Here is a 17,200-nt window from a genome sequence, read left to right on the forward strand (position 1 = left end):
GCGCCAGCGTTAGCGGAACACACCCCGTCGATAAAGCTGTCGCATAAAGCCCCAGATATGGATCAGCGGGCGGCGGCGCACTTTGTCGGGGATTTCGACCACTTGGCCGGAATGGCGCGACAGTTTCCACGCAAGGTAATCAAGGCCGCCTTCAAAGGTGAACAGCCCCTTGATGAGCCGCGCCACCGACAGCGCCTTGCCCTGCACCCGGCGCAGCGCCCAGAGGATGGGTGCAAGGCGGCGTGCGCGGGGCGATACGTTGCTGCGATACCTCGGCGCGCCCTCCGCCCCTCGCTCAAGCTGCAAGACATCCGCCATACGCGGCAAGAGCGCCTGCGTCATCGCCGTGAAGAAGCTCCGCCCATGCCCCGCCAACTCTGCCGCGCGGCCCTGCTTTTCGGCACGCAATTCCGTGGCATAGCTCAGCGCCAGCGCGCCTTGCCAGAGCGCCTCGACCGATCCCTCGGGTGGCAAGGCGGGCAGGGCGCGGCGCAAGAGCGTTTCGCCTGCCCGCAAAAATGCGGCGTGCAGGCGCGTTTCCACATCCTGTGATTGACACCAGATTGGTTTGACCGGCTGCGCAAACCGCCCCCAGAGATAGGATTGAAACCAGCCAGGGCCGGTGCCGCGTTCAAACTGCCGCAGGCTGAGGACCGCATATTTGCAGCGCACCGTGTCAGAGCCCAGAGGCGCCTCCAAGTAATAGACATTGGGCGGCAAGAGCCGACCGCCCAGCCGCAGCCAGAGGCGGGGTTCGGCCTTGGGCGTGCTTTCGACCAGCACATAGAAATCGACCAGCCCATCCAGCAGATTGGCGCTGCGCAGGCACGATCCATACAGGATCACCGCCTGCAACCCATCGCCAAAGCGTGCGGTCAACGCCGTCATCAGCGCGCGCAATTCCGCAGAGCTGTCTAAGGTCGGGCCGTCCGGGGTGGGATACTGCGCGCCGGTCATGGATCTGTGCTGCCTTGCATCGGGTGGTGCCCGCCGTTCTATACGCGCTTGATGCCCGCGCCAACTGCCCGCGCCTATTTCGGGCGCAGGAACCGGATCGGTCCTTCGGCCTCGATCACCAATGGCACGTCACCCCCGGACGTCGCGAACAACTCGCCATCAAGGTTCAACTCGCCGTCAAAACGCAATTCGATCCGCGCACCGCGAAAACTCTCATACCCGTTCTCGAGCGTCACATGCCGATTGGGATGCCCGCGCAACACCGAGGGAAAGGCGCGGGCAAACCGCCGCGCGCCGCCCTGAATTGCCGTCAGGCCAATGGGGGCCTGTTGCTTGGCCCAAAAGGGTCGGATGCCGAGGAAAAGCCGCCCCAGCGTGCTCGCCACAAGGATCAGCATCGGGGCGGTATCGCGCGTGACATCCGCACCCGTCCCGTTCTGCACCGTCATCGCGACATGCGTGGGCTGGTAAAACCTCGCGTCTTGGCGGATCAATCCCCAGACGGACCGGATCAAAACCATGCCAAGGCTCAGCTCGCCGCCCAGCCCGCGCGAATGCACGGTCTTATGGGCAAAGCGCGTGGCCTGCATGATCGCCCCGGTGCCCAGAAACATACCGTGCCGGATATGGCCATCCGCAGCGCCTGTTACCCGCATGATATGGCGCGCGCGAATATCCCCCGAAAGGGGCGCGCCGCAATCAAGCCAGCGAAAAAACCGCTTCAACGCCCGCCTATGCGAAGAGGCGGTGCCAATATCCCCCGCCGTCATATTGGCGGTGCCGCCGGGCAAAAGCACGATCAGCGGCAGGCTCTCCCGCGGCCAATGGCTTAGGATCATGCCCAGAGCGGCGGCAATGGTGCCGTCGCCGCCATTGATCACCACCACATCGGGCCGTGAGGCGGCCAGTTGCGGCACCAGCGCTTCGGCCTCTTGGGGCGAGCGGGTTACGTGATGGGCAACCTGCGGATAGGCCGCGAGCCGCGCCTCGATATGCGCCTGCCATTTGCGGTTATTGCCGCTGGTGGGGTTGCTGATCATGCATATGCGGGTCGTGCTCATGTCAGCGCCCCGACAAGAGCGGATCAATCCGCGCAAGGATACGCGCCACATCGGCATCGGTGGCCGACAGGGCAGGGCGGTCGCCCATTCTGGCATCCTGCCTCTCGCCCATCCATGTGGCCAGCCCGCGATCAATCAGGATCTGGTGAAACCGGGGGAAGTGCCGGGTTTGTTGCAGCATCCGCAAATGATAAAGCCCACGCGCCAGTGCGAGGCGCAGCCGCTCGGCCGGCCCTGCATTGCGGCGCGCCTGAAACATCCACGCCGCTGCGCGCCTGCGGGCATCGTCAAGCTTGCCCAAGGGACCAAAGGGTAGGGGCACGATTTCCAGCGCCTTTCCAAGCCGCGCCACCTCGACCAGCATCGAAATACTGTCGCCGGTCACAAGAAAGCGGTCCGCCAGCGCCAAAAGGCCGGTATAGGGGTTTTCACTGTCGGGTTGGGTCCAGTCAAAGCGCTGCACGCCCTGGGGTAGCCCAGCAGTTACGCGGTCCAGAAACCCTGTGGGTGTGCGGCGCGAGCCGACGATATAGGGCGTGCCGCCCTCGGATAGCACCTGTGCCATCCGTGCGCGCAGCCGCGCCTCCATCTCTGCGTTATAGATAAAGGGGCTGGTCGGCCCACCGATGAGAAACACCACCAGTGGCCGGGGTAAAGCGCCCAAGCGCTCTTGCCACGCCTTGCGCCCCGCCTCCAACCGCTCGGGGCTGATCTTCATCAAGGGCAGGTCGATCTGCATCACGTTTTCAAAGGGCGCGGGCAGGGTTTCGGCACTGGTCACGATAAGGTCAAACTGCGCCATCTGATGCGAGAACCAGCCCGCAGGCTTGCCCACCAGCACAATCCGCGTGCGCCCGCCTGATTGCTTCTTGATCCAGAGCGCCACATTGGCTGAGCGCCGCCCGCGCGTCAGGATCACATCTGGCCAAGGCGGCTCGATCGGATCGCTCAGGCTCTGGTCAATGTGATAAAGCGTGGGGCCGACGCGCGGTTTGCCCACCACGAATTTCGGCAGCATTTCGAGGTGCCGCAGTTCCGACACCCAGCCGCGTTCCCGCGCCAGCGCTTCGGCGACAATCTCGACTTGCGCATTGTCGCCGCGCTTGTCCCCCAGAACCCGCCAGATGCGGGGCATCGCGTCAGGCTGGCTCATTCCGCCGGTTTGTCCGCATTTGCCGTGGCTGCATAGCGATAAACCGGATCAAGCCGTGCCTCGACCAGCGCGTCGATCACTGCCACTTGAGCATCGTCGAAATAGTCGCGATACCCGCCCACCTTGGCGCGCCGAGTCTTGTAGCTGTCGGGATTGCTTTTATCGCCGGGGGCCACCCGCGCGCCACTCAGGCGGAAACTGCTGTCAGCCTCTTTCTTCTTCATATTCTCGAACGAGGCATAATCCACCGCCTCTTGGATGGCGGCGGCATCGGCGGGAATGTCCAGAAACTGCGCCACCTCGGTCAGAACCGAGTGGGGATTGGCGCGCATATCCTCATACCGAATAAGGCAGAGCGCGCGCATCTTGTCCATTTCCCGCGCCCAAAGGTTCATAAAGTCGATGATCTTGGGCAGACCGCCGCCCTCATGCAGGACAAAATCATAGATCGGCGTTTCATCGTCATGGGCCGGGTATTCATTCAGCGCCTTTTTCTCCGATGGCATCCGAAAGCGCCATTGAAAGAATTGCGACACTGCCACATCGCGCGGGTCGCGCATCATCAACAGAACCTTCTTGTCGTAGAAATCCGCCTTGTTGTCGGTGTTTCCGGTGAAATCACCGATGTAATTGTCATGGGTAAAGAACAGACGCGGCGCGCGCCGGTCCATGTTGTGAAAATTGTCGAACCCGATCAGAATATCCTCGGGCAGGTCATAGACCTGTTGATAGAGCCGCGAAATCATCACCCGCAGCCATGTGCGCCCACTTTTGCCAAAGGATACAACCACCGCATCGGCGCGTTGCAGGCTGGCGAATTGCTCGCGCCCGCGCATGTGGCGTTCGGCGCGGATACGCTCGTCTTGATCTGCGCCTGTCATGTCCATCTTGAGCTTGAGCAGGCGGCGGCTGGCCTTGCGCCAGCCAACCTTGCTGGCCTCGGGAAAGGAGGCGCGGAGAAGGCGGAGGGTGTCACGCATGGTCTTGGGCCTTTTCTGCCGGTGTCGCGGGGGGATGTGCCACCATGACCGGTTTTGGGGGTCGCATACCCATTCTACGTCCGATTTGCCATATCAAAAGCATCACTGCGTCAGCGGAGCCTTGCTCAGAACCAGATCCGCGATGGTGGGGCCGAACAGGCGCTCGCCACAGGGACTAAAGTGATCCACATCCCAAAAGGTCAGGCAATCGCTCTGTAACAGCGCGTCAGGCCCGAAATCGAGCGCGTCAAGCAACGACAGGTAACGATACGCAGTCTGCCCCTCGGCCTCGGATTTGAGCCGCGCTTCAAGCCGGTCAAAATGCGCCAAGGCCACGGGATTGAACTGTAGCCGCTCGGTGCTGTAATTTCCGGGATTGCTCAGGTCCACCCGTGCCTCGGCAAAGGGGCCAAGCCAGACCACATCCAGCCCCTCGGGCAGCTTTGCCAGATAGGCCGAGGTCAGGATCACATTCTCTTCGGCAATCCGTCCCTCAGTGCCCGGCTCAAAGGCTGCATCACTGTCGCCCTCGTTGCGGTGGTCAAGGATGTAATGCGAGCCCGAGACGTGAAAGACCACCTGCGCCACCGCGTCGCGATAGCTGGTCAAAAAGGGGATCGCCGCCTCGTAAGAGCATTTGGCCTTGTATTGATAGGGGCGACAGCCGCCACGCGTCAGACCAACCAAAAACGGAAACCGCTCAGTGCTGCGCAGGGCGTTGTAAACATTCTCGGCATGAGAATCCCCAAGGATAAATATCCCCGGCCCATGCCGCGCGGCGCAGTCTTGCAACCGCGTGCCAAACTCCTCTGTCAGCTCCTCATCGCGGAACCGGCAGCCGTCATCGGCCACGCGCGAGCGGGTCGCGGTCGGGCTGTACCTCTCGTAATTGGCGCGGGTGACGGGATCGAGCCGATGCTCAAGGTAATGCGCGCGAAACCCGTCGGTTTCCTGCCCCAAAAGGCCCAGACCGCCCAGAACCATCATACAGGCAGCCGCAGTGCCAAAAAGGCGCAGGGGCGGCAGCGCGTGCATGCGCCGGAACGGTCGCTCGACATAGCGCCAACTCAGGCAGGCCAGCGCAAAGGCCAGCGCGCAGGCGGCCAGCATGAGCCACAGGTCTTCTCGCCCGGTGCCGATGCGCGTGAACACCAGCGCGGGCACATGCCAAAGATAGAGCGAATAGCTGACCAGCCCGACAAAGACGACCGGACGCCAGCCCAAAACCTGCCCGGTCAGGCTCTGCCCTTTGGCAAAGGCGATGACCAATGCCGCGCCCACACAGGGCAAGAGCGCGGCAAGCCCCGGAAACGCGGTTTCGGTGTCATAGGTGAACACAGCCCAGAGAATGAGCGCCAGACCCAACAGCGCGCCATGCCGAAACCGCCCGCCATCGCGCAGCGCGGCCCCCTGCGGCGTGGTCAGCCAATAGGCAATGAGAACGCCCACCAACAATTCCCACAGCCGCGCATAAAGCAGGAAAAAGGCGCGCGCCTCATTGCCCCGCGCAATCTGCCATTGCGCCAGCGCAAGACTGAGGAGCGCCACGGCGATGAAAATGCGGACCTGCCATTTTGCCCCCGCCCGCCATGTGAGCAGCACCGCCATGGGGAAGATCAGGTAGAACTGTTCCTCGACCGACAGGCTCCAATTATGCAAAAGCGGTTTGAACTCTGCCGCCGTCGCAAAATAGCCGCTGACCTCAAGGAAATAGACATTGGCGAAAAACACGGTTGAGGCGGCGATACTGCCGGAAAATTCGGCCATCGCCGAAGGGTCCAGCAGCGCCCAGGCGATGGGATAGCTGACCGCCATCATCACAAAAAGCGCCGGAAAAATGCGCCTGATACGGCGGCCATAAAATCCGGTGAGCGTAAAGTTGCCCGCGGCACGCTCGCTCAGGATAATCGACGTGATCAGATAGCCGGAGATCACAAAGAACACATCGACGCCGACAAACCCGCCGGGAAACCACGTAACGCCCGCGTGATAAAATACGACCGGCAAGATCGCTATCGCACGCAAACCGTCGATTTCGGGGCGATACTTCATGATGAACGCACTCGGCACACGTCGGGATTTTCAGTCACTGGCGCGGATCAGGCCATCCGCTCGACGGTCTGGTATTCTTTCTTGCGGTTCTTGGCGAAGCCGAACTTCTTCTTGCGCCCCGTCGCGGTCGAGGTGATCAGCCGGTAAGAGACATCCGTGTGCCGCATGGCGATCCCGTGAAACAAACCGGCCCACCATTCGGGGGATTTGACCGTGCAATGCACGTTCTGCCCATTGGGCAGCACCTTGACCGCCGGATAGCAGGCGACATTGGCGTATAGAAACTTGCGCGCATAGCCAAACATTTCTTCGACGATCCACGGCACATCGGGCGTGGTGATATGTTCCAGCACATCGGTGCAGATCACCCCATCATACTGCCGGTCGGGCAATTCCTTGAACGGTTCATGACCCGGGTCATAGCAGCGGATATCGGTCACGCCCCAATAGTCCTGAATGCTGGGCACCGTCAGCTCTTTGGTCAGCGCCACATCGCGCAGGTCATATCCAACTGCCTTGCCCGCGCCGTAATCCAGAATATCCGCCGCGCCGGTTCGGTCGATCATCTCTTTGATACCGGGCGCATGGCGGATCAACATTTTACCGGGAAAGGTCTGGGTGCCGGATTTTCCAGCCGCCGCTTCGCCCTCTTCGTGCAGCCTCTCATACATGGCGACCATGTCGAGATACTCGGGGCTGGGATTGCCGCGTCCGTAAGAGGTCATGCTGTCTGTCCGTTCTTGCAAAAGGAGGGTTCGTCGAGATTTTGACGCCCTCTTAATCGCTAAGGCGCGACGTTTCGACATTAAAATTGTCGCGGGGGGGCAAAAGTAGCGGGGCCGCGTGTTTTTTTGCAAAGTTTCGTCTGGTTTGTCTCCGCTTCTCGATCATTGCCCTAATTCATCTGTCAGGAATGAACCTCAAGCAAAATTTCAGCTGCGCGAGGGGCTTTGAGTAAATCTGATGAAAACCAAAGGCTTGCATGCTGCTTGACACTTGCTGGAACCGTCCGCGCCTTCTGTGTTCTGGAAACGCTGCATCTTTATGCGCTGAATTGCGCCGCCGAAAGCCATCATCGGAAGTAAAAGATGCATAATACATGTCCCTTAAAGGCTGATCCACCCCGCACATTTGGAACGATTTTTGCAGCACTTGTTGAGGATCCACCTCATAAGGATAGGTTCCCGAGAAGAGAAATATAAACTACCGGTTGTATTCATTGTTGTGTGTCATTGGTAATCCGGTGTTTTAGACCGTTGAGGATGATTGAATGATACGAGTTGTAGATCAAACGGACCGGAATTCGGGCACTACGGTCACGCCCGAAATGTTCGGCACCAACCTCACAATCACCACCAATATTTCCTTGCGGGACAAGGTGATCGACCGGTTCACAGAGGCGAATATCACCAATTTGCGGTTCCCCGGTGGCTCGATCACCGAAAGCCATTTTGACATTTCCGACATTGCAGGCGGCAGCCACGAGCGCACGGTGGGATCGTTCGAGAATAGCGGCGCGCTTGACCTGATCGCCTTTTCCGATTTTCTCGATTTCACCGCCACGCTTGGCACCAGCACAACCTTTGTTATTCCCACCTCGGTGGGTTTCACACAAACCGCAGGCGAGGCGCTGTTGGCGGGCACCTATGGCGGCCGGCTTGTGTCCGCGAGCTATCTTCAGGATGTGGCCGATTTCGTCACGATGGCGGTGCAAAGTGCGGCGGCGGCAGGTGTGCGGATCGACGCCTTTGAGATTGGCAATGAATTCTGGGGCTCGGGGCGTATGACCGCGCATGAATACGGCAGTTTGGCCGCTGCCGTGGCCCAAACGGTTGAGACAACGTTGTTCGATCTGGACCTTGTTCGCGCAAAGCAACCTGACATCGTGGTGCAAACCCTCAGTGCTGCGGGCGTCTATTCGCCAAATGGCGGCGGCGTGCTGTATGTCGATCCCCTCACACGGTTTGTGTATCAGCCAACCCAGATTGGTGATGCGGGCGTGCCGCCGCTCACACAGCTCACGCAGGTTGCCGTGCCCTCGCAAGGGAACGCCAAAACCCAGAACACCGTGATCCTTTCGGCTTTCGCGCAAGAGTCGATGTTGGTGCAGGCCGCAAATGGCGGAATTTTCTCGATCGACGTGTCTGATGCAGCCAATGCAATCGATGCCATCAGCGAGCACTATTACCTCGATGGCGGTTTGGGGGCCGTCGATACGCAGGAACAATTCGGCTTCACCCAGCTTGAGTTCTGGCGGATGAATCTAGGCAACCGCAGCGCGGCCTTGCCGGAACTCGATTACTACATCACCGAATGGAACGTAAGCCGCACAGGCGACGTGAACGAGGCAAACAATCGCGGCCTGCAACACGCAATCCTTGATGTCGCCATGTTCTACGAGATGGTAACGCATGACGTGACCACCGCGCATTACTGGCCCTCGCTCTTCAACAACAGCCGCTCCGTCACGCTGGTCTGCACTTGTCGCGGGCATCTCACCATCGCAGGAGAATCGTATTCCCTCTTGCACAAAGCCGTTGGTATGACCCCGGTTCTGGATTTTCTCGAGGCGGATAACATCACGATCCACGGGTTCGAGAACGGCCCAGAGTCGTTCTTCATCCTGGCTGATCTAAGCGGCACAGCCACAGACAAGACGCTTGATTTCAGTGCCGTGCTCGATCCCTCCGCGACGCTCTATCGCGTGTCCTATAGCGAGCTATGGGATGGCGGGGCCGGGGGACAGGACGAAGAAGCCGCACAGGTCGTGCTTGAAACTGAGTTTGTCGATCTGATTTCCGCCGAGGATCTGGAATCCTTTCTTGTGACCATGCAGGCTTGGTCCCTGGTCTATCTGCATCTTGAGGCCGTCACCGATGGTGTCGCGGCCAAACCCGGACAGGCGAGCCGGACCGTGACAGTCACCGTGGGTGATGACCCGCTCAGCCTTGGCGATATGCCGGGCGAAGAGGATCATCATACCAATGTCAAAGGGCCACGGTTCATTCTCAATGGCGGCGCAGGTGACGACACGCTCAATGGCGGGGCTGGCGATGACCGCCTCATCGGCGGCTTGGGCGATGACCTGATGCTTGGCGGTATCGGGGACGACGTGGCCGTGTTTGAAGGTGTCACCTTTGATACGGTGGCGTTCAGCCTGACGCCCGGTGGGCTGCGCGTTGTCTCTGCGCTTGGGATTGACGACCTGACAGATGTCGAATGGATGGAATTCGGGGATCAGACTGTGTCTGTGGCTGAGGTGCGCGTCGCGATGCTCGGGTTTCCGGGCGATTTCGTTATGGCGGGTGACGCGGGCGAAATGCTGTTCGGCACAGACTCGGACGATACTCTGATCGGCGGCGACGGCGATGATATAATTTCGGGGGGCTTGGGCAATGACAGTCTCGATGGGGGCGCAGGCAATGACAGGATTTCCGCCTCTGATGGCAATGACTTCATACTGGGTGGCCCCGGAAACGATGATATCGGCGGTGGTCCGGGCAATGACACCATCAACGGCGGCGAGGGCGATGACATTATTGGCGGCGGCTTTGGGGCGGATAGCATCTTGGGCGGCGACGGCAATGACGTGGTCGCAGGGGGGGCGGACAATGACACGCTCTCGGGCGGCGCAGGCAATGACAGCATATCGGGCAGCTTTGGCAGTGATCTGATCTTTGGCAATGATGGCGCGGATGACATCGGCGGCGGCACCGGTCAGGACACCATCAACGCAGGCGCAGGCGATGACAGCGTGGGCGGCGGCGAGGGCAATGACAGCATCCTTGGCGAAGACGGCAACGATTTTCTCGCCGGGGGCGGTCGCGATGACACGATCAACGGCGGCACTGGCGATGACACGATCAACGGCGGCTCGGGCAGTGATCGCATGAGCGGCGGTGCCGGCGCGGATCAATTCGTGTTCTCGTCCTTTTTCGATGGCGAGGTGGATGTGATCACCGATTTCGAAGATGGGGTGGACAGTTTTTTCATCCGCCGGTTTGACCCCGACACCGGGGTTGAGAATATCACCAACGGCGGCAATGGTCTTGTCGGCTTCCTTGCGGCGCTGAACATCACCGACACCGCAGCGGGCGCAGAGATGAACGTCAATGGCAACACGATCCTTGTCGAAGGCATCACCGCCGCACAACTGACGCTTGAGGATTTCCAGTTTCTTTAATGATTCTCGCGCTAAGCCACTGCATCAGAGCGCCCAAGGGCGCTCTTTTGGTATCAACAACATTGGCCCACGCAAGGGCATAGATTTCATAGCTTGAAACTGGCGGCATTCGGTTTTACCGAACGGGTAAAACGTTGGTGGGTGAGTTCATGAATCTTTTTACGGTTAACGGTTTTGCGGCGCGTATTGATGACATCGTGTTGCGACCCAATGGCACGGTCAGCGTGATCGCAGCAGACTTCCGGACTGTGTCTCTCGAACTCTCGGTGCCATCTGATCAGTTCTCTTATCGGTTTGCAGGGCCGGCCACCGCCGGAGAGGTTCCAGACGTCATCATCAATAACCTCAGCGAGTTTCGGATCGCGCGCCTTGATGGTATCGACCTGACCTCGGATGCCAACACGATAGATTTTCCGGCTTTGGGTTTTCTGACAACTGGCTTTGGCCAAGCTGTCATGATCTCCTTCTTCGATTTCGCAACAAATGTTAATTACTTCTTCCAGCTTGGCGGCTCTGGTGTGGTGCAGCCCACCAATCTGGCGAGCTTCACGCAATTTGCCTCCTCGATCATCGGGGGCGGTCCCGTGACCCAAGGGGCCTTTGCCCCAAATCAACCCATTGCGCTCAGTGCCTTTGCGAACACAACGGTGTCAGAGCTGTCTGACGACGAGCTTGTGATTGGCACCAACGCTCAAGACTTTCTTACAGGTGGCGTGGGGCAGGATACCTTGCAAGGGCTTAACGGCAATGACGTGCTAAACGGCGGCACCGGCGATGACCTGCTGGACGGCGGCGAAGGTTTCGATACGGCCACTTATAACATTGGCTCGCCGAGCGAGTTTCAGATCACTCTGACTGAGACCGGCTTGCGCCTCGCCTCGCCCTTTGAAGGCGTGGATGATCTGATCAACATCGAGCAGGTCGAATTTGCGGGGCAATCCGTTCTGGTGAGCGACCTGATCGAGGAAATCGTCGGGCGTCCGGGCGTGTTTCTTGTGGCCGCAGAGGGGGGTGATACCCTGATTGGCACTGATGACAACGATACCCTGATCGGGGAACAGGGCCATGACGGGCTCGCGGGCGGGCCCGGCAACGACACGCTCGAAGGCAACGGAGGCAACGATTCCATTTCCGGCTCGGATGGCAATGACCTGATTTCCGGCGGTGCTGGCAACGACAATATCGGCGGGGGTCAGGGCGATGACACCATCGACGGCGGCAGTGGTGACGATATCATCGGCGGCGGCTTTGGCGCGGATAGCATCACGGGCGGCGCGGGCAATGACGTGGTTGCCGGTGGTGCCGATAGTGACACCCTGTCCGGCGGCGATGGCAATGACAGCGTGTCGGGCAGCTTTGGCAACGACCTGATTTTTGGCAACGGGGGCGCGGATGATATCGGCGGCGGCACCGGGCGGGATACGATTGACGCAGGCGCAGGGGATGATCGCGTGGGCGGTGGCGAAGGCGATGACAGTATCCTTGGCGGTGACGGTGATGACTTCCTCGCTGGTGGCGGGCGTAACGATCTGATCGACGGCGGCGCAGGCAGTGACACGATCAACGCGGGCGCTGGAAATGACACGATCACTGGCGGTGCGGATGCCGATTTGTTCGTGTTCAGCGCCTTTTTCGACGGCGAGTCGGATGCGATCACCGATTTTGAGGATGGTTCAGATATCTTCCTGATCCGCCGCTTCGATCCCGATACCGGCGTTGAGAATATCAACAACGGTGGCAACGGTCTGGCGGGCTTTCTGGCAGCGATGAATATCGTCGATTGGGCGGGCGGCGCGCAGATGACTGTGAATGGCAACAACATCCTCGTTGAGGGGGTCACCGCCGCGCAACTGACGGTGGACGATTTCCAGTTCCTGTGATCGTCAGAGCGCCTTTGGCACGGCCACACCTTCGGCCAGATCCGCAAGCGCAGATTTGAGACGGGGACCGGCGAAATCCAGAAAGGCGCGCAGCTTGGGGGCCATGAGGCGCGCCTCGGGATACACGAGATTAACGGGTTGCGGCGGCAGGGTATGGGCCTGTAACACCGGCACCAGACGCCCCGCCCGAATGTGGCTTGCCACCATATAGGACAGGGTGGGCGTGATGCCCTGACCCAATATTGCCGCGTCGATGGCGGCCACCGCGTCGTTGATTTCAAGACGCGGGGCAAGTGCCACGCTGGCACTGCGCTGCCCGCTGCGATGCCGCCACTCGCGGTTGGGCATCAGCCCGGTAAAGGCGATCACCGCATGGTGGCGCAGGTCCGCAGGGGCAGCGGGCGTGCCGTGTTGCGCCAGATACTCGGGGCTTGCCACCAGAATGCGATGCACCGTACCCAACCGTTTGGCAATCAGCCGCGACTCGGGCAACTCTCCGATGCGAATGGCCAGATCCACGCCTTCCTCGACCAGATTGACCACCCGGTCGAGCAAGAGCACCGAGACCGACACACGCGGATGCGCCACCAAAAAGCTGCCAACCATCGGCCCAAGGGCGGAACGGCCAAACGTCACCGACGCGGTCACCGTCAAATGCCCCTGCGGCGCGGTTGTCTCTCCCATCGCCTCACGCTCTGCGGTGTCAAGATCACCAAGCACGCGCCGCGCGGCACCCAAGAACCGCTCGCCGACATCGGTGATGGTCAGACTGCGCGTGGTTCGCTGAAAGACGCGCGCGCCCAACCGATCCTCAAGCGCGGCAATCGCCCGCGTCACCGCAGGCGGCGACAGGTGCAGGCGCCGTGCCGCACCCGCAAAGCTGCCCGCCTCTGCCACAGCGATGAACACCTCAATCTCGTGCAAACGGTTCATCAATTATTCCTTTCAACGGAATGAAGCATTCCACATTTCATCTATTCTTTCAAATACCATTCTGCCCCACCTTATGCCCAAGCGCGGCACATTGCCTGCGCGCTCTCAATATAAGGACAAAAGACATGGCCCGTATTCCTGTTATCGACCCGAAAACCGCCACAGGCGAGGCCAAGGCGCTGCTGGATGCCGTGCAATCGGCGCTTGGTATGGTGCCCAATTTCATCCGCGTTCTGGCCAATAGCCCCGCGGCGCTTCAGGCGTTCCTTGGGCTGCATGGCATTGCCGGGGCAGGGGCGCTTGACCCATTGACGCGCGAACGCATCGCGCTTGCGGTGGCCGAACAGAACAGCTGCCAGTATTGCGTGTCTGCCCATACCGCAATTGGCCGCAAGGTGGGGCTGGACAGTGACGAAATCCTTGCCAACCGCGCGGGCCGTTCCGCCGATGCCAAGGCCGAGGCGGCGCTGACCTTTGCCCATACGCTGGTCGAACATGCCGGCGAAGTGAGCCAAGCAGAGTTTGCCGCCCTGCGCGCCGCTGGTCATTCCGACGCCGAGATCGTCGAAATCATTACCCATGTTGCCATGAATATCTTTACCAATATTCTGGGCAAGGCCACACAGGTCGAGATCGACTTTCCCAAGGTCACGTTGAACACCGCCGCCTGAGCACAGATCGGCACAGCGCCGCCCAGCGCTGTGCCCCCAACCAAGGATCGCCAATGACCCAAGACGCTCGTCCCCCGCTTCCTCCCTTTACCCACGAGACCGCAACCCAAAAAGTGCGCATGGCCGAAGACGGCTGGAACGGGCGCGACCCCGCGCGCGTGGCGCTGGCCTATACGCCCGATAGCCGTTGGCGCAACCGCGCCGAATTTCCAGTTGGCCGCGAGGAAATCACGGCCTTTCTTACCCGCAAATGGGCCCGCGAGTTGGAGTATCGGTTGATCAAGGAACTTTGGGCCTTTGCCGAGAACCGTATCGCCGTGCGCTTTGCCTATGAATGGCGCGATGATGCCGGCAATTGGTATCGCAGCCATGGCAACGAAAACTGGGAATTTGACGAAAAAGGCCTCATGCGCCTGCGCTTTGCCAGCATCAATGACCAGCCGATCAAAGAGTCTGAGCGCAAGTTCCATTGGCCACAAGGGCCGCGCCCCGCTGATCACCCCGGCCTTTCCGATCTTGGCCTATAACCCCCAGAGGATGTCATGCCCCATCATTTTGCGAATATCGCCTTCACCCCAACGGTGACACGGCTGCAAGAGGAGCAGGGCAGCCGCGCCTCCTATGCCCGGATGCAGGCTGCGGACGGTCCGGTGAACCTCTATTTGAGCGAGGTCGAAGCCGAGTTCATCGCGGCCCGCGACTCTGTCTATATGGCCACGGTCACCGAAACCGGCTGGCCATATATCCAGCATCGCGGCGGGCCTATGGGCTTTCTTCGCGTGCTGGACGATCGCACCCTTGGCTTTGCCGATTTTCGCGGCAATCGCCAGTATATCAGCCTTGGCAACCTCAGCACCGATGACCGCGTGTCGCTGTTTTTGATGGACTATCCAAACCGCCGCCGGCTCAAGATTCTTGGGCGCGCGCGGGCTGTGGGTCTTGAAGATACGGCAACACTGGCGCGGCTGGACCTGCCCGATTACCGCGCCCGCATCGAGCGCGGGTTCTTGATCACCGTCGAAGGGTTTGACTGGAACTGCCCCCAGCACATTACCCCACGCTTCAGCATGGAGCAGATCGACGGCGTGACAGCCCCGCTCTTGTCGCGGATCGCAACGCTTGAGGCGGCGCTTGGCCTCTAGACCTGAGTGCGCTCACAGCGCGGCAAGGTCATCCAGCAAGAGGCCATACATCTCTTCCGCGCGCTTGATCCGACTGTGTTTGAGCGCGCGGGTCTCGACCCGAATAAGCGCCTCGATGCCGATAAAGAACGGCAGCCAAAGGTTGCGCTCGATCTCGGTCAGCGCGAAGACCTCGGCAAAAACCTCGAGCCCCTCGGCATCAACCCCCAGATACCGCCGCCCAGACGGGATCATGCCACGTCGCCCCATATGCACCAGAAAGCGGGCGATATCCTTGCAGACGGGCAACCGGCCAGAGCCGCCGGTGTCGATCCCTGTCAGGCGATCCTCTCCCAGAATAAGGTTGTTGGGATGAAAATCACCATGGCTGATCGCGACGCGCCATTCAGCCCCGTCCAGCGCGGTCGCCATCTCTGTCAGATGCGCGAGAATGCCACTCTCGATGCGGCGTAATCGCCCGAACGGTTGCGTGGCGGCGGCCCGCGCGGCCCGCGCGAGCCAGCCCTTGGCATTGCCCGGCTTCCACCCCTCGCTGATCTCGACATAGTCCCGCAACCATTCGGCAGCGGGGCGCAGATGTTGCGCGCGGCGGCCCACATCCGCCTGCCAGAGATGCTCCAACAGCGCCTCACCGGGCGCGCGTTCCATCACCAAAAGCCGCGCATCCGGCAGGTAGCAAATAGGTTCGGCGACACGGTAACGCCCGCTCTGCATATGCGGCCAGATGCGCTGCAACTCCGCCCATTCCTTGGCCAAGGCCTCGGCACCGCGTTCTTCAACCAACCGCGCCACCACCGCGCGCCCATCAAGACGCCCGGCCAGAACCGCGCGCTTGCCCGGTACAATGCGCAGCACCTCTGAGATGTCCAACCCTGTAAGGTCCGGATGCGCCGTCACCAATGCCCGCAGGCGGGCATCCAAACGGGCCAACGCATCAAGGTCGGACAGGGGGAGGACAGGCTCTGACATGGGCCAACTGTCCCTCAGCCGCAATGAAGCGTCAACCGAATTGCACCCCCCGCCACAGCACCCTATGCTAGCTGCTGAAATGCCCAGCACGAGGACCAGCCGATGACCGATACGCCCCCCTCCGAGATGACCTTTGAACAGGCGATGAAAGAGCTGGAGCAGGTTGTTGGGCGGCTGGAACGGGGCGATGTGGCGCTGGACGAGTCGATCACGCTTTATGAGCGCGGTGCCAAGCTCAAGAAACGCTGCGAAGAAAAACTGAAAGAGGCCGAAGAAAAAGTCGCCGCCATTACGCTCGACGCCGATGGCCAGCCCACCGGCACGACCCCGGTGACAGGTCTCTGATCCAGATGCAGGCGCGACTTGCCGCCGAGGCTGAAACCATTCAGGCGCATCTTTCCCGCGTTCTTGCCCCCTTTGGCACCGGCCCCGTGGCCGAGGGCATGCGCTATGCCACGCAGGGCGGCAAGCGCATCCGAGGCTTTCTGGTGATGGAAAGCGCGCGGCTGCACGATGTGCCTGAGACAGCCGCGATTTGGCCCGCCACGGCCATTGAGGCCTTGCACGCCTATAGCCTCGTGCATGACGATCTGCCCGCCATGGACAATGACGACCTGCGCCGGGGTCAACCCACCGTCCATATCAAATGGGACGAGGCGACCGCGATTCTTGTGGGCGACGCGCTGCAATCGCTGGCGTTCGAATTGGTGGCGCATCCCGATTGCGGCCCGGCTGAGGTGCGCGCCGGTCTGACACTTAGCCTTGCTCGTGCAGCCGGAGGGCAGGGGATGGTTCTGGGCCAAGCGCTCGACATTGCCGCCGAAACCGCCACAACGCCGCTCAGCTTGGATGAGATCACGACGTTGCAAGCCGGCAAGACCGGCGCGCTCATCCTGTGGTCCGCCACCGCAGGCGCGTGCATGGCCCATGCCGATATGACCCCGCTAAGCACCTATGCCCGCGCGCTTGGTCTTGCGTTCCAAATACAGGACGATGTGATCGACGTGACCGGCGATGCCGCCGCCGCAGGCAAGGCCGTGGGCAAGGATGCCGCCGCAGGCAAAGCCACGTTTGTTTCGCTGCTGGGGTTGGACGGGGCCCGCGCCCGCTCCGCATCCCTTGTTGACGCCGCTTGCGACGCACTATCTTGTTACGGGGAACGGGGCGAACGCTTGCGCGACCTTGCCCGTTTCGTTATCTCGCGCCAAAGCTAGACTTT

Annotated in this window: 15 protein-coding genes; 7 read left to right on the top strand and 8 right to left on the bottom strand. The window is 60.7% G+C overall.

Annotated elements, in window-relative coordinates; translation table 11 throughout:
- Positions 1 to 9: 9 nt before the first annotated feature.
- The 6 genes from ROSMUCSMR3_RS00585 to ROSMUCSMR3_RS00610 form a co-directional block, all read right to left on the bottom strand.
- Entirely contained in the window at positions 10 to 957 is a 948-nt protein-coding gene (locus tag ROSMUCSMR3_RS00585; protein WP_081506118.1) for a hypothetical protein, read from the bottom strand.
- Positions 958 to 1,031: 74 nt separating this feature from the next.
- On the bottom strand, positions 1,032 to 2,018 hold the full coding sequence (locus ROSMUCSMR3_RS00590; RefSeq protein WP_237183506.1) for a diacylglycerol/lipid kinase family protein: 987 nt from the start codon (positions 2,016 to 2,018) through the stop codon (positions 1,032 to 1,034).
- A 1-nt stretch (position 2,019) separates the two neighbouring features.
- Positions 2,020 to 3,171, bottom strand: a complete 1,152-nt coding sequence (locus ROSMUCSMR3_RS00595) for a mitochondrial fission ELM1 family protein (protein ID WP_081506120.1) — start codon at positions 3,169 to 3,171, stop codon at positions 2,020 to 2,022.
- Positions 3,168 to 4,151 (bottom strand): sulfotransferase domain-containing protein, encoded by a 984-nt coding sequence (locus ROSMUCSMR3_RS00600; RefSeq protein WP_081506121.1) that lies wholly within the window; start codon positions 4,149 to 4,151, stop codon positions 3,168 to 3,170. Before ROSMUCSMR3_RS00600 ends, ROSMUCSMR3_RS00595 begins: the two co-directional genes overlap by 4 nt.
- A 102-nt stretch (positions 4,152 to 4,253) precedes the next feature.
- The gene (locus ROSMUCSMR3_RS00605; protein ID WP_081506122.1) at positions 4,254 to 6,203 is read right to left on the bottom strand and encodes an acyltransferase family protein; all 1,950 of its coding nucleotides are present in this window, start codon (positions 6,201 to 6,203) and stop codon (positions 4,254 to 4,256) included.
- Positions 6,204 to 6,250: 47 nt separating this feature from the next.
- The gene (locus tag ROSMUCSMR3_RS00610; protein ID WP_008280883.1) at positions 6,251 to 6,928 is read right to left on the bottom strand and encodes a class I SAM-dependent methyltransferase; all 678 of its coding nucleotides are present in this window, start codon (positions 6,926 to 6,928) and stop codon (positions 6,251 to 6,253) included.
- A gap of 545 nt (positions 6,929 to 7,473) precedes the next feature.
- Here ROSMUCSMR3_RS00610 and ROSMUCSMR3_RS21800 point away from each other — a divergent pair.
- Positions 7,474 to 10,386: a calcium-binding protein gene (locus ROSMUCSMR3_RS21800; RefSeq protein WP_261340890.1), complete on the top strand. Its 2,913-nt coding sequence runs from the start codon at positions 7,474 to 7,476 to the stop codon at positions 10,384 to 10,386.
- A gap of 149 nt (positions 10,387 to 10,535) precedes the next feature.
- Positions 10,536 to 12,266, top strand: a complete 1,731-nt coding sequence (locus ROSMUCSMR3_RS21805; RefSeq protein WP_081508506.1) for a calcium-binding protein — start codon at positions 10,536 to 10,538, stop codon at positions 12,264 to 12,266.
- Positions 12,267 to 12,269: 3 nt separating this feature from the next.
- Here the strand turns inward: ROSMUCSMR3_RS21805 and ROSMUCSMR3_RS00625 are convergent, their stop codons facing one another.
- A complete protein-coding gene (locus ROSMUCSMR3_RS00625; protein WP_081506124.1) occupies positions 12,270 to 13,199 on the bottom strand; it encodes a LysR family transcriptional regulator in 930 nt (309 codons plus the stop codon).
- Between the two features lie 125 nt (positions 13,200 to 13,324).
- Between ROSMUCSMR3_RS00625 and ROSMUCSMR3_RS00630 the strand changes: the two genes are divergently transcribed.
- Genes ROSMUCSMR3_RS00630 through ROSMUCSMR3_RS00640 form a run of 3 tightly spaced genes read left to right on the top strand, consistent with a single transcriptional unit; the run spans position 13,325 to position 15,012 of the window.
- Positions 13,325 to 13,870 carry a carboxymuconolactone decarboxylase family protein gene (locus ROSMUCSMR3_RS00630; protein ID WP_081506125.1) on the top strand — a complete coding sequence of 182 codons (546 nt, stop codon included), beginning with the start codon at positions 13,325 to 13,327 and terminating at the stop codon, positions 13,868 to 13,870.
- 53 nt (positions 13,871 to 13,923) lie between these two features.
- Complete coding sequence (locus ROSMUCSMR3_RS00635) at positions 13,924 to 14,397, top strand: DUF1348 family protein (RefSeq protein ID WP_081506126.1); 474 nt, start codon at positions 13,924 to 13,926, stop codon at positions 14,395 to 14,397.
- Between the two features lie 15 nt (positions 14,398 to 14,412).
- Positions 14,413 to 15,012, top strand: a complete 600-nt coding sequence (locus ROSMUCSMR3_RS00640) for a pyridoxamine 5'-phosphate oxidase family protein (RefSeq protein ID WP_008280889.1) — start codon at positions 14,413 to 14,415, stop codon at positions 15,010 to 15,012.
- Positions 15,013 to 15,024: 12 nt separating this feature from the next.
- Here the strand turns inward: ROSMUCSMR3_RS00640 and ROSMUCSMR3_RS00645 are convergent, their stop codons facing one another.
- Positions 15,025 to 15,981 (bottom strand): phosphotransferase, encoded by a 957-nt coding sequence (locus tag ROSMUCSMR3_RS00645; protein ID WP_081506127.1) that lies wholly within the window; start codon positions 15,979 to 15,981, stop codon positions 15,025 to 15,027.
- 102 nt (positions 15,982 to 16,083) lie between these two features.
- On the opposite strand from ROSMUCSMR3_RS00645, the gene ROSMUCSMR3_RS00650 reads away from it, so the two are divergent.
- Positions 16,084 to 16,326 carry an exodeoxyribonuclease VII small subunit gene (locus ROSMUCSMR3_RS00650; RefSeq protein ID WP_008280891.1) on the top strand — a complete coding sequence of 81 codons (243 nt, stop codon included), beginning with the start codon at positions 16,084 to 16,086 and terminating at the stop codon, positions 16,324 to 16,326.
- Positions 16,327 to 16,331: 5 nt separating this feature from the next.
- Positions 16,332 to 17,195, top strand: a complete 864-nt coding sequence (locus tag ROSMUCSMR3_RS00655) for a polyprenyl synthetase family protein (RefSeq protein WP_081506128.1) — start codon at positions 16,332 to 16,334, stop codon at positions 17,193 to 17,195.
- Positions 17,196 to 17,200 lie beyond the last annotated feature (5 nt).

Origin of the sequence: Roseovarius mucosus (assembly GCF_002080415.1) — a bacterium.
GTDB lineage: Bacteria > Pseudomonadota > Alphaproteobacteria > Rhodobacterales > Rhodobacteraceae > Roseovarius > Roseovarius mucosus_A.

Coding starts and splice junctions, on each gene's coding strand:
- ROSMUCSMR3_RS00590 (WP_237183506.1), bottom strand. CDS start 2,018: ATGAGCACGACCCGCATATGCATGATCAGCAACCCCACCAGCGGCAAT.
- ROSMUCSMR3_RS00625 (WP_081506124.1), bottom strand. CDS start 13,199: ATGAACCGTTTGCACGAGATTGAGGTGTTCATCGCTGTGGCAGAGGCG.
- ROSMUCSMR3_RS00605 (WP_081506122.1), bottom strand. CDS start 6,203: ATGAAGTATCGCCCCGAAATCGACGGTTTGCGTGCGATAGCGATCTTG.
- ROSMUCSMR3_RS00595 (WP_081506120.1), bottom strand. CDS start 3,171: ATGAGCCAGCCTGACGCGATGCCCCGCATCTGGCGGGTTCTGGGGGAC.
- ROSMUCSMR3_RS00600 (WP_081506121.1), bottom strand. CDS start 4,151: ATGCGTGACACCCTCCGCCTTCTCCGCGCCTCCTTTCCCGAGGCCAGC.
- ROSMUCSMR3_RS00645 (WP_081506127.1), bottom strand. CDS start 15,981: ATGTCAGAGCCTGTCCTCCCCCTGTCCGACCTTGATGCGTTGGCCCGT.
- ROSMUCSMR3_RS00640 (WP_008280889.1), top strand. CDS start 14,413: ATGCCCCATCATTTTGCGAATATCGCCTTCACCCCAACGGTGACACGG.
- ROSMUCSMR3_RS00630 (WP_081506125.1), top strand. CDS start 13,325: ATGGCCCGTATTCCTGTTATCGACCCGAAAACCGCCACAGGCGAGGCC.
- ROSMUCSMR3_RS00655 (WP_081506128.1), top strand. CDS start 16,332: ATGCAGGCGCGACTTGCCGCCGAGGCTGAAACCATTCAGGCGCATCTT.
- ROSMUCSMR3_RS21800 (WP_261340890.1), top strand. CDS start 7,474: ATGATACGAGTTGTAGATCAAACGGACCGGAATTCGGGCACTACGGTC.
- ROSMUCSMR3_RS21805 (WP_081508506.1), top strand. CDS start 10,536: ATGAATCTTTTTACGGTTAACGGTTTTGCGGCGCGTATTGATGACATC.
- ROSMUCSMR3_RS00585 (WP_081506118.1), bottom strand. CDS start 957: ATGACCGGCGCGCAGTATCCCACCCCGGACGGCCCGACCTTAGACAGC.
- ROSMUCSMR3_RS00635 (WP_081506126.1), top strand. CDS start 13,924: ATGACCCAAGACGCTCGTCCCCCGCTTCCTCCCTTTACCCACGAGACC.
- ROSMUCSMR3_RS00650 (WP_008280891.1), top strand. CDS start 16,084: ATGACCGATACGCCCCCCTCCGAGATGACCTTTGAACAGGCGATGAAA.
- ROSMUCSMR3_RS00610 (WP_008280883.1), bottom strand. CDS start 6,928: ATGACCTCTTACGGACGCGGCAATCCCAGCCCCGAGTATCTCGACATG.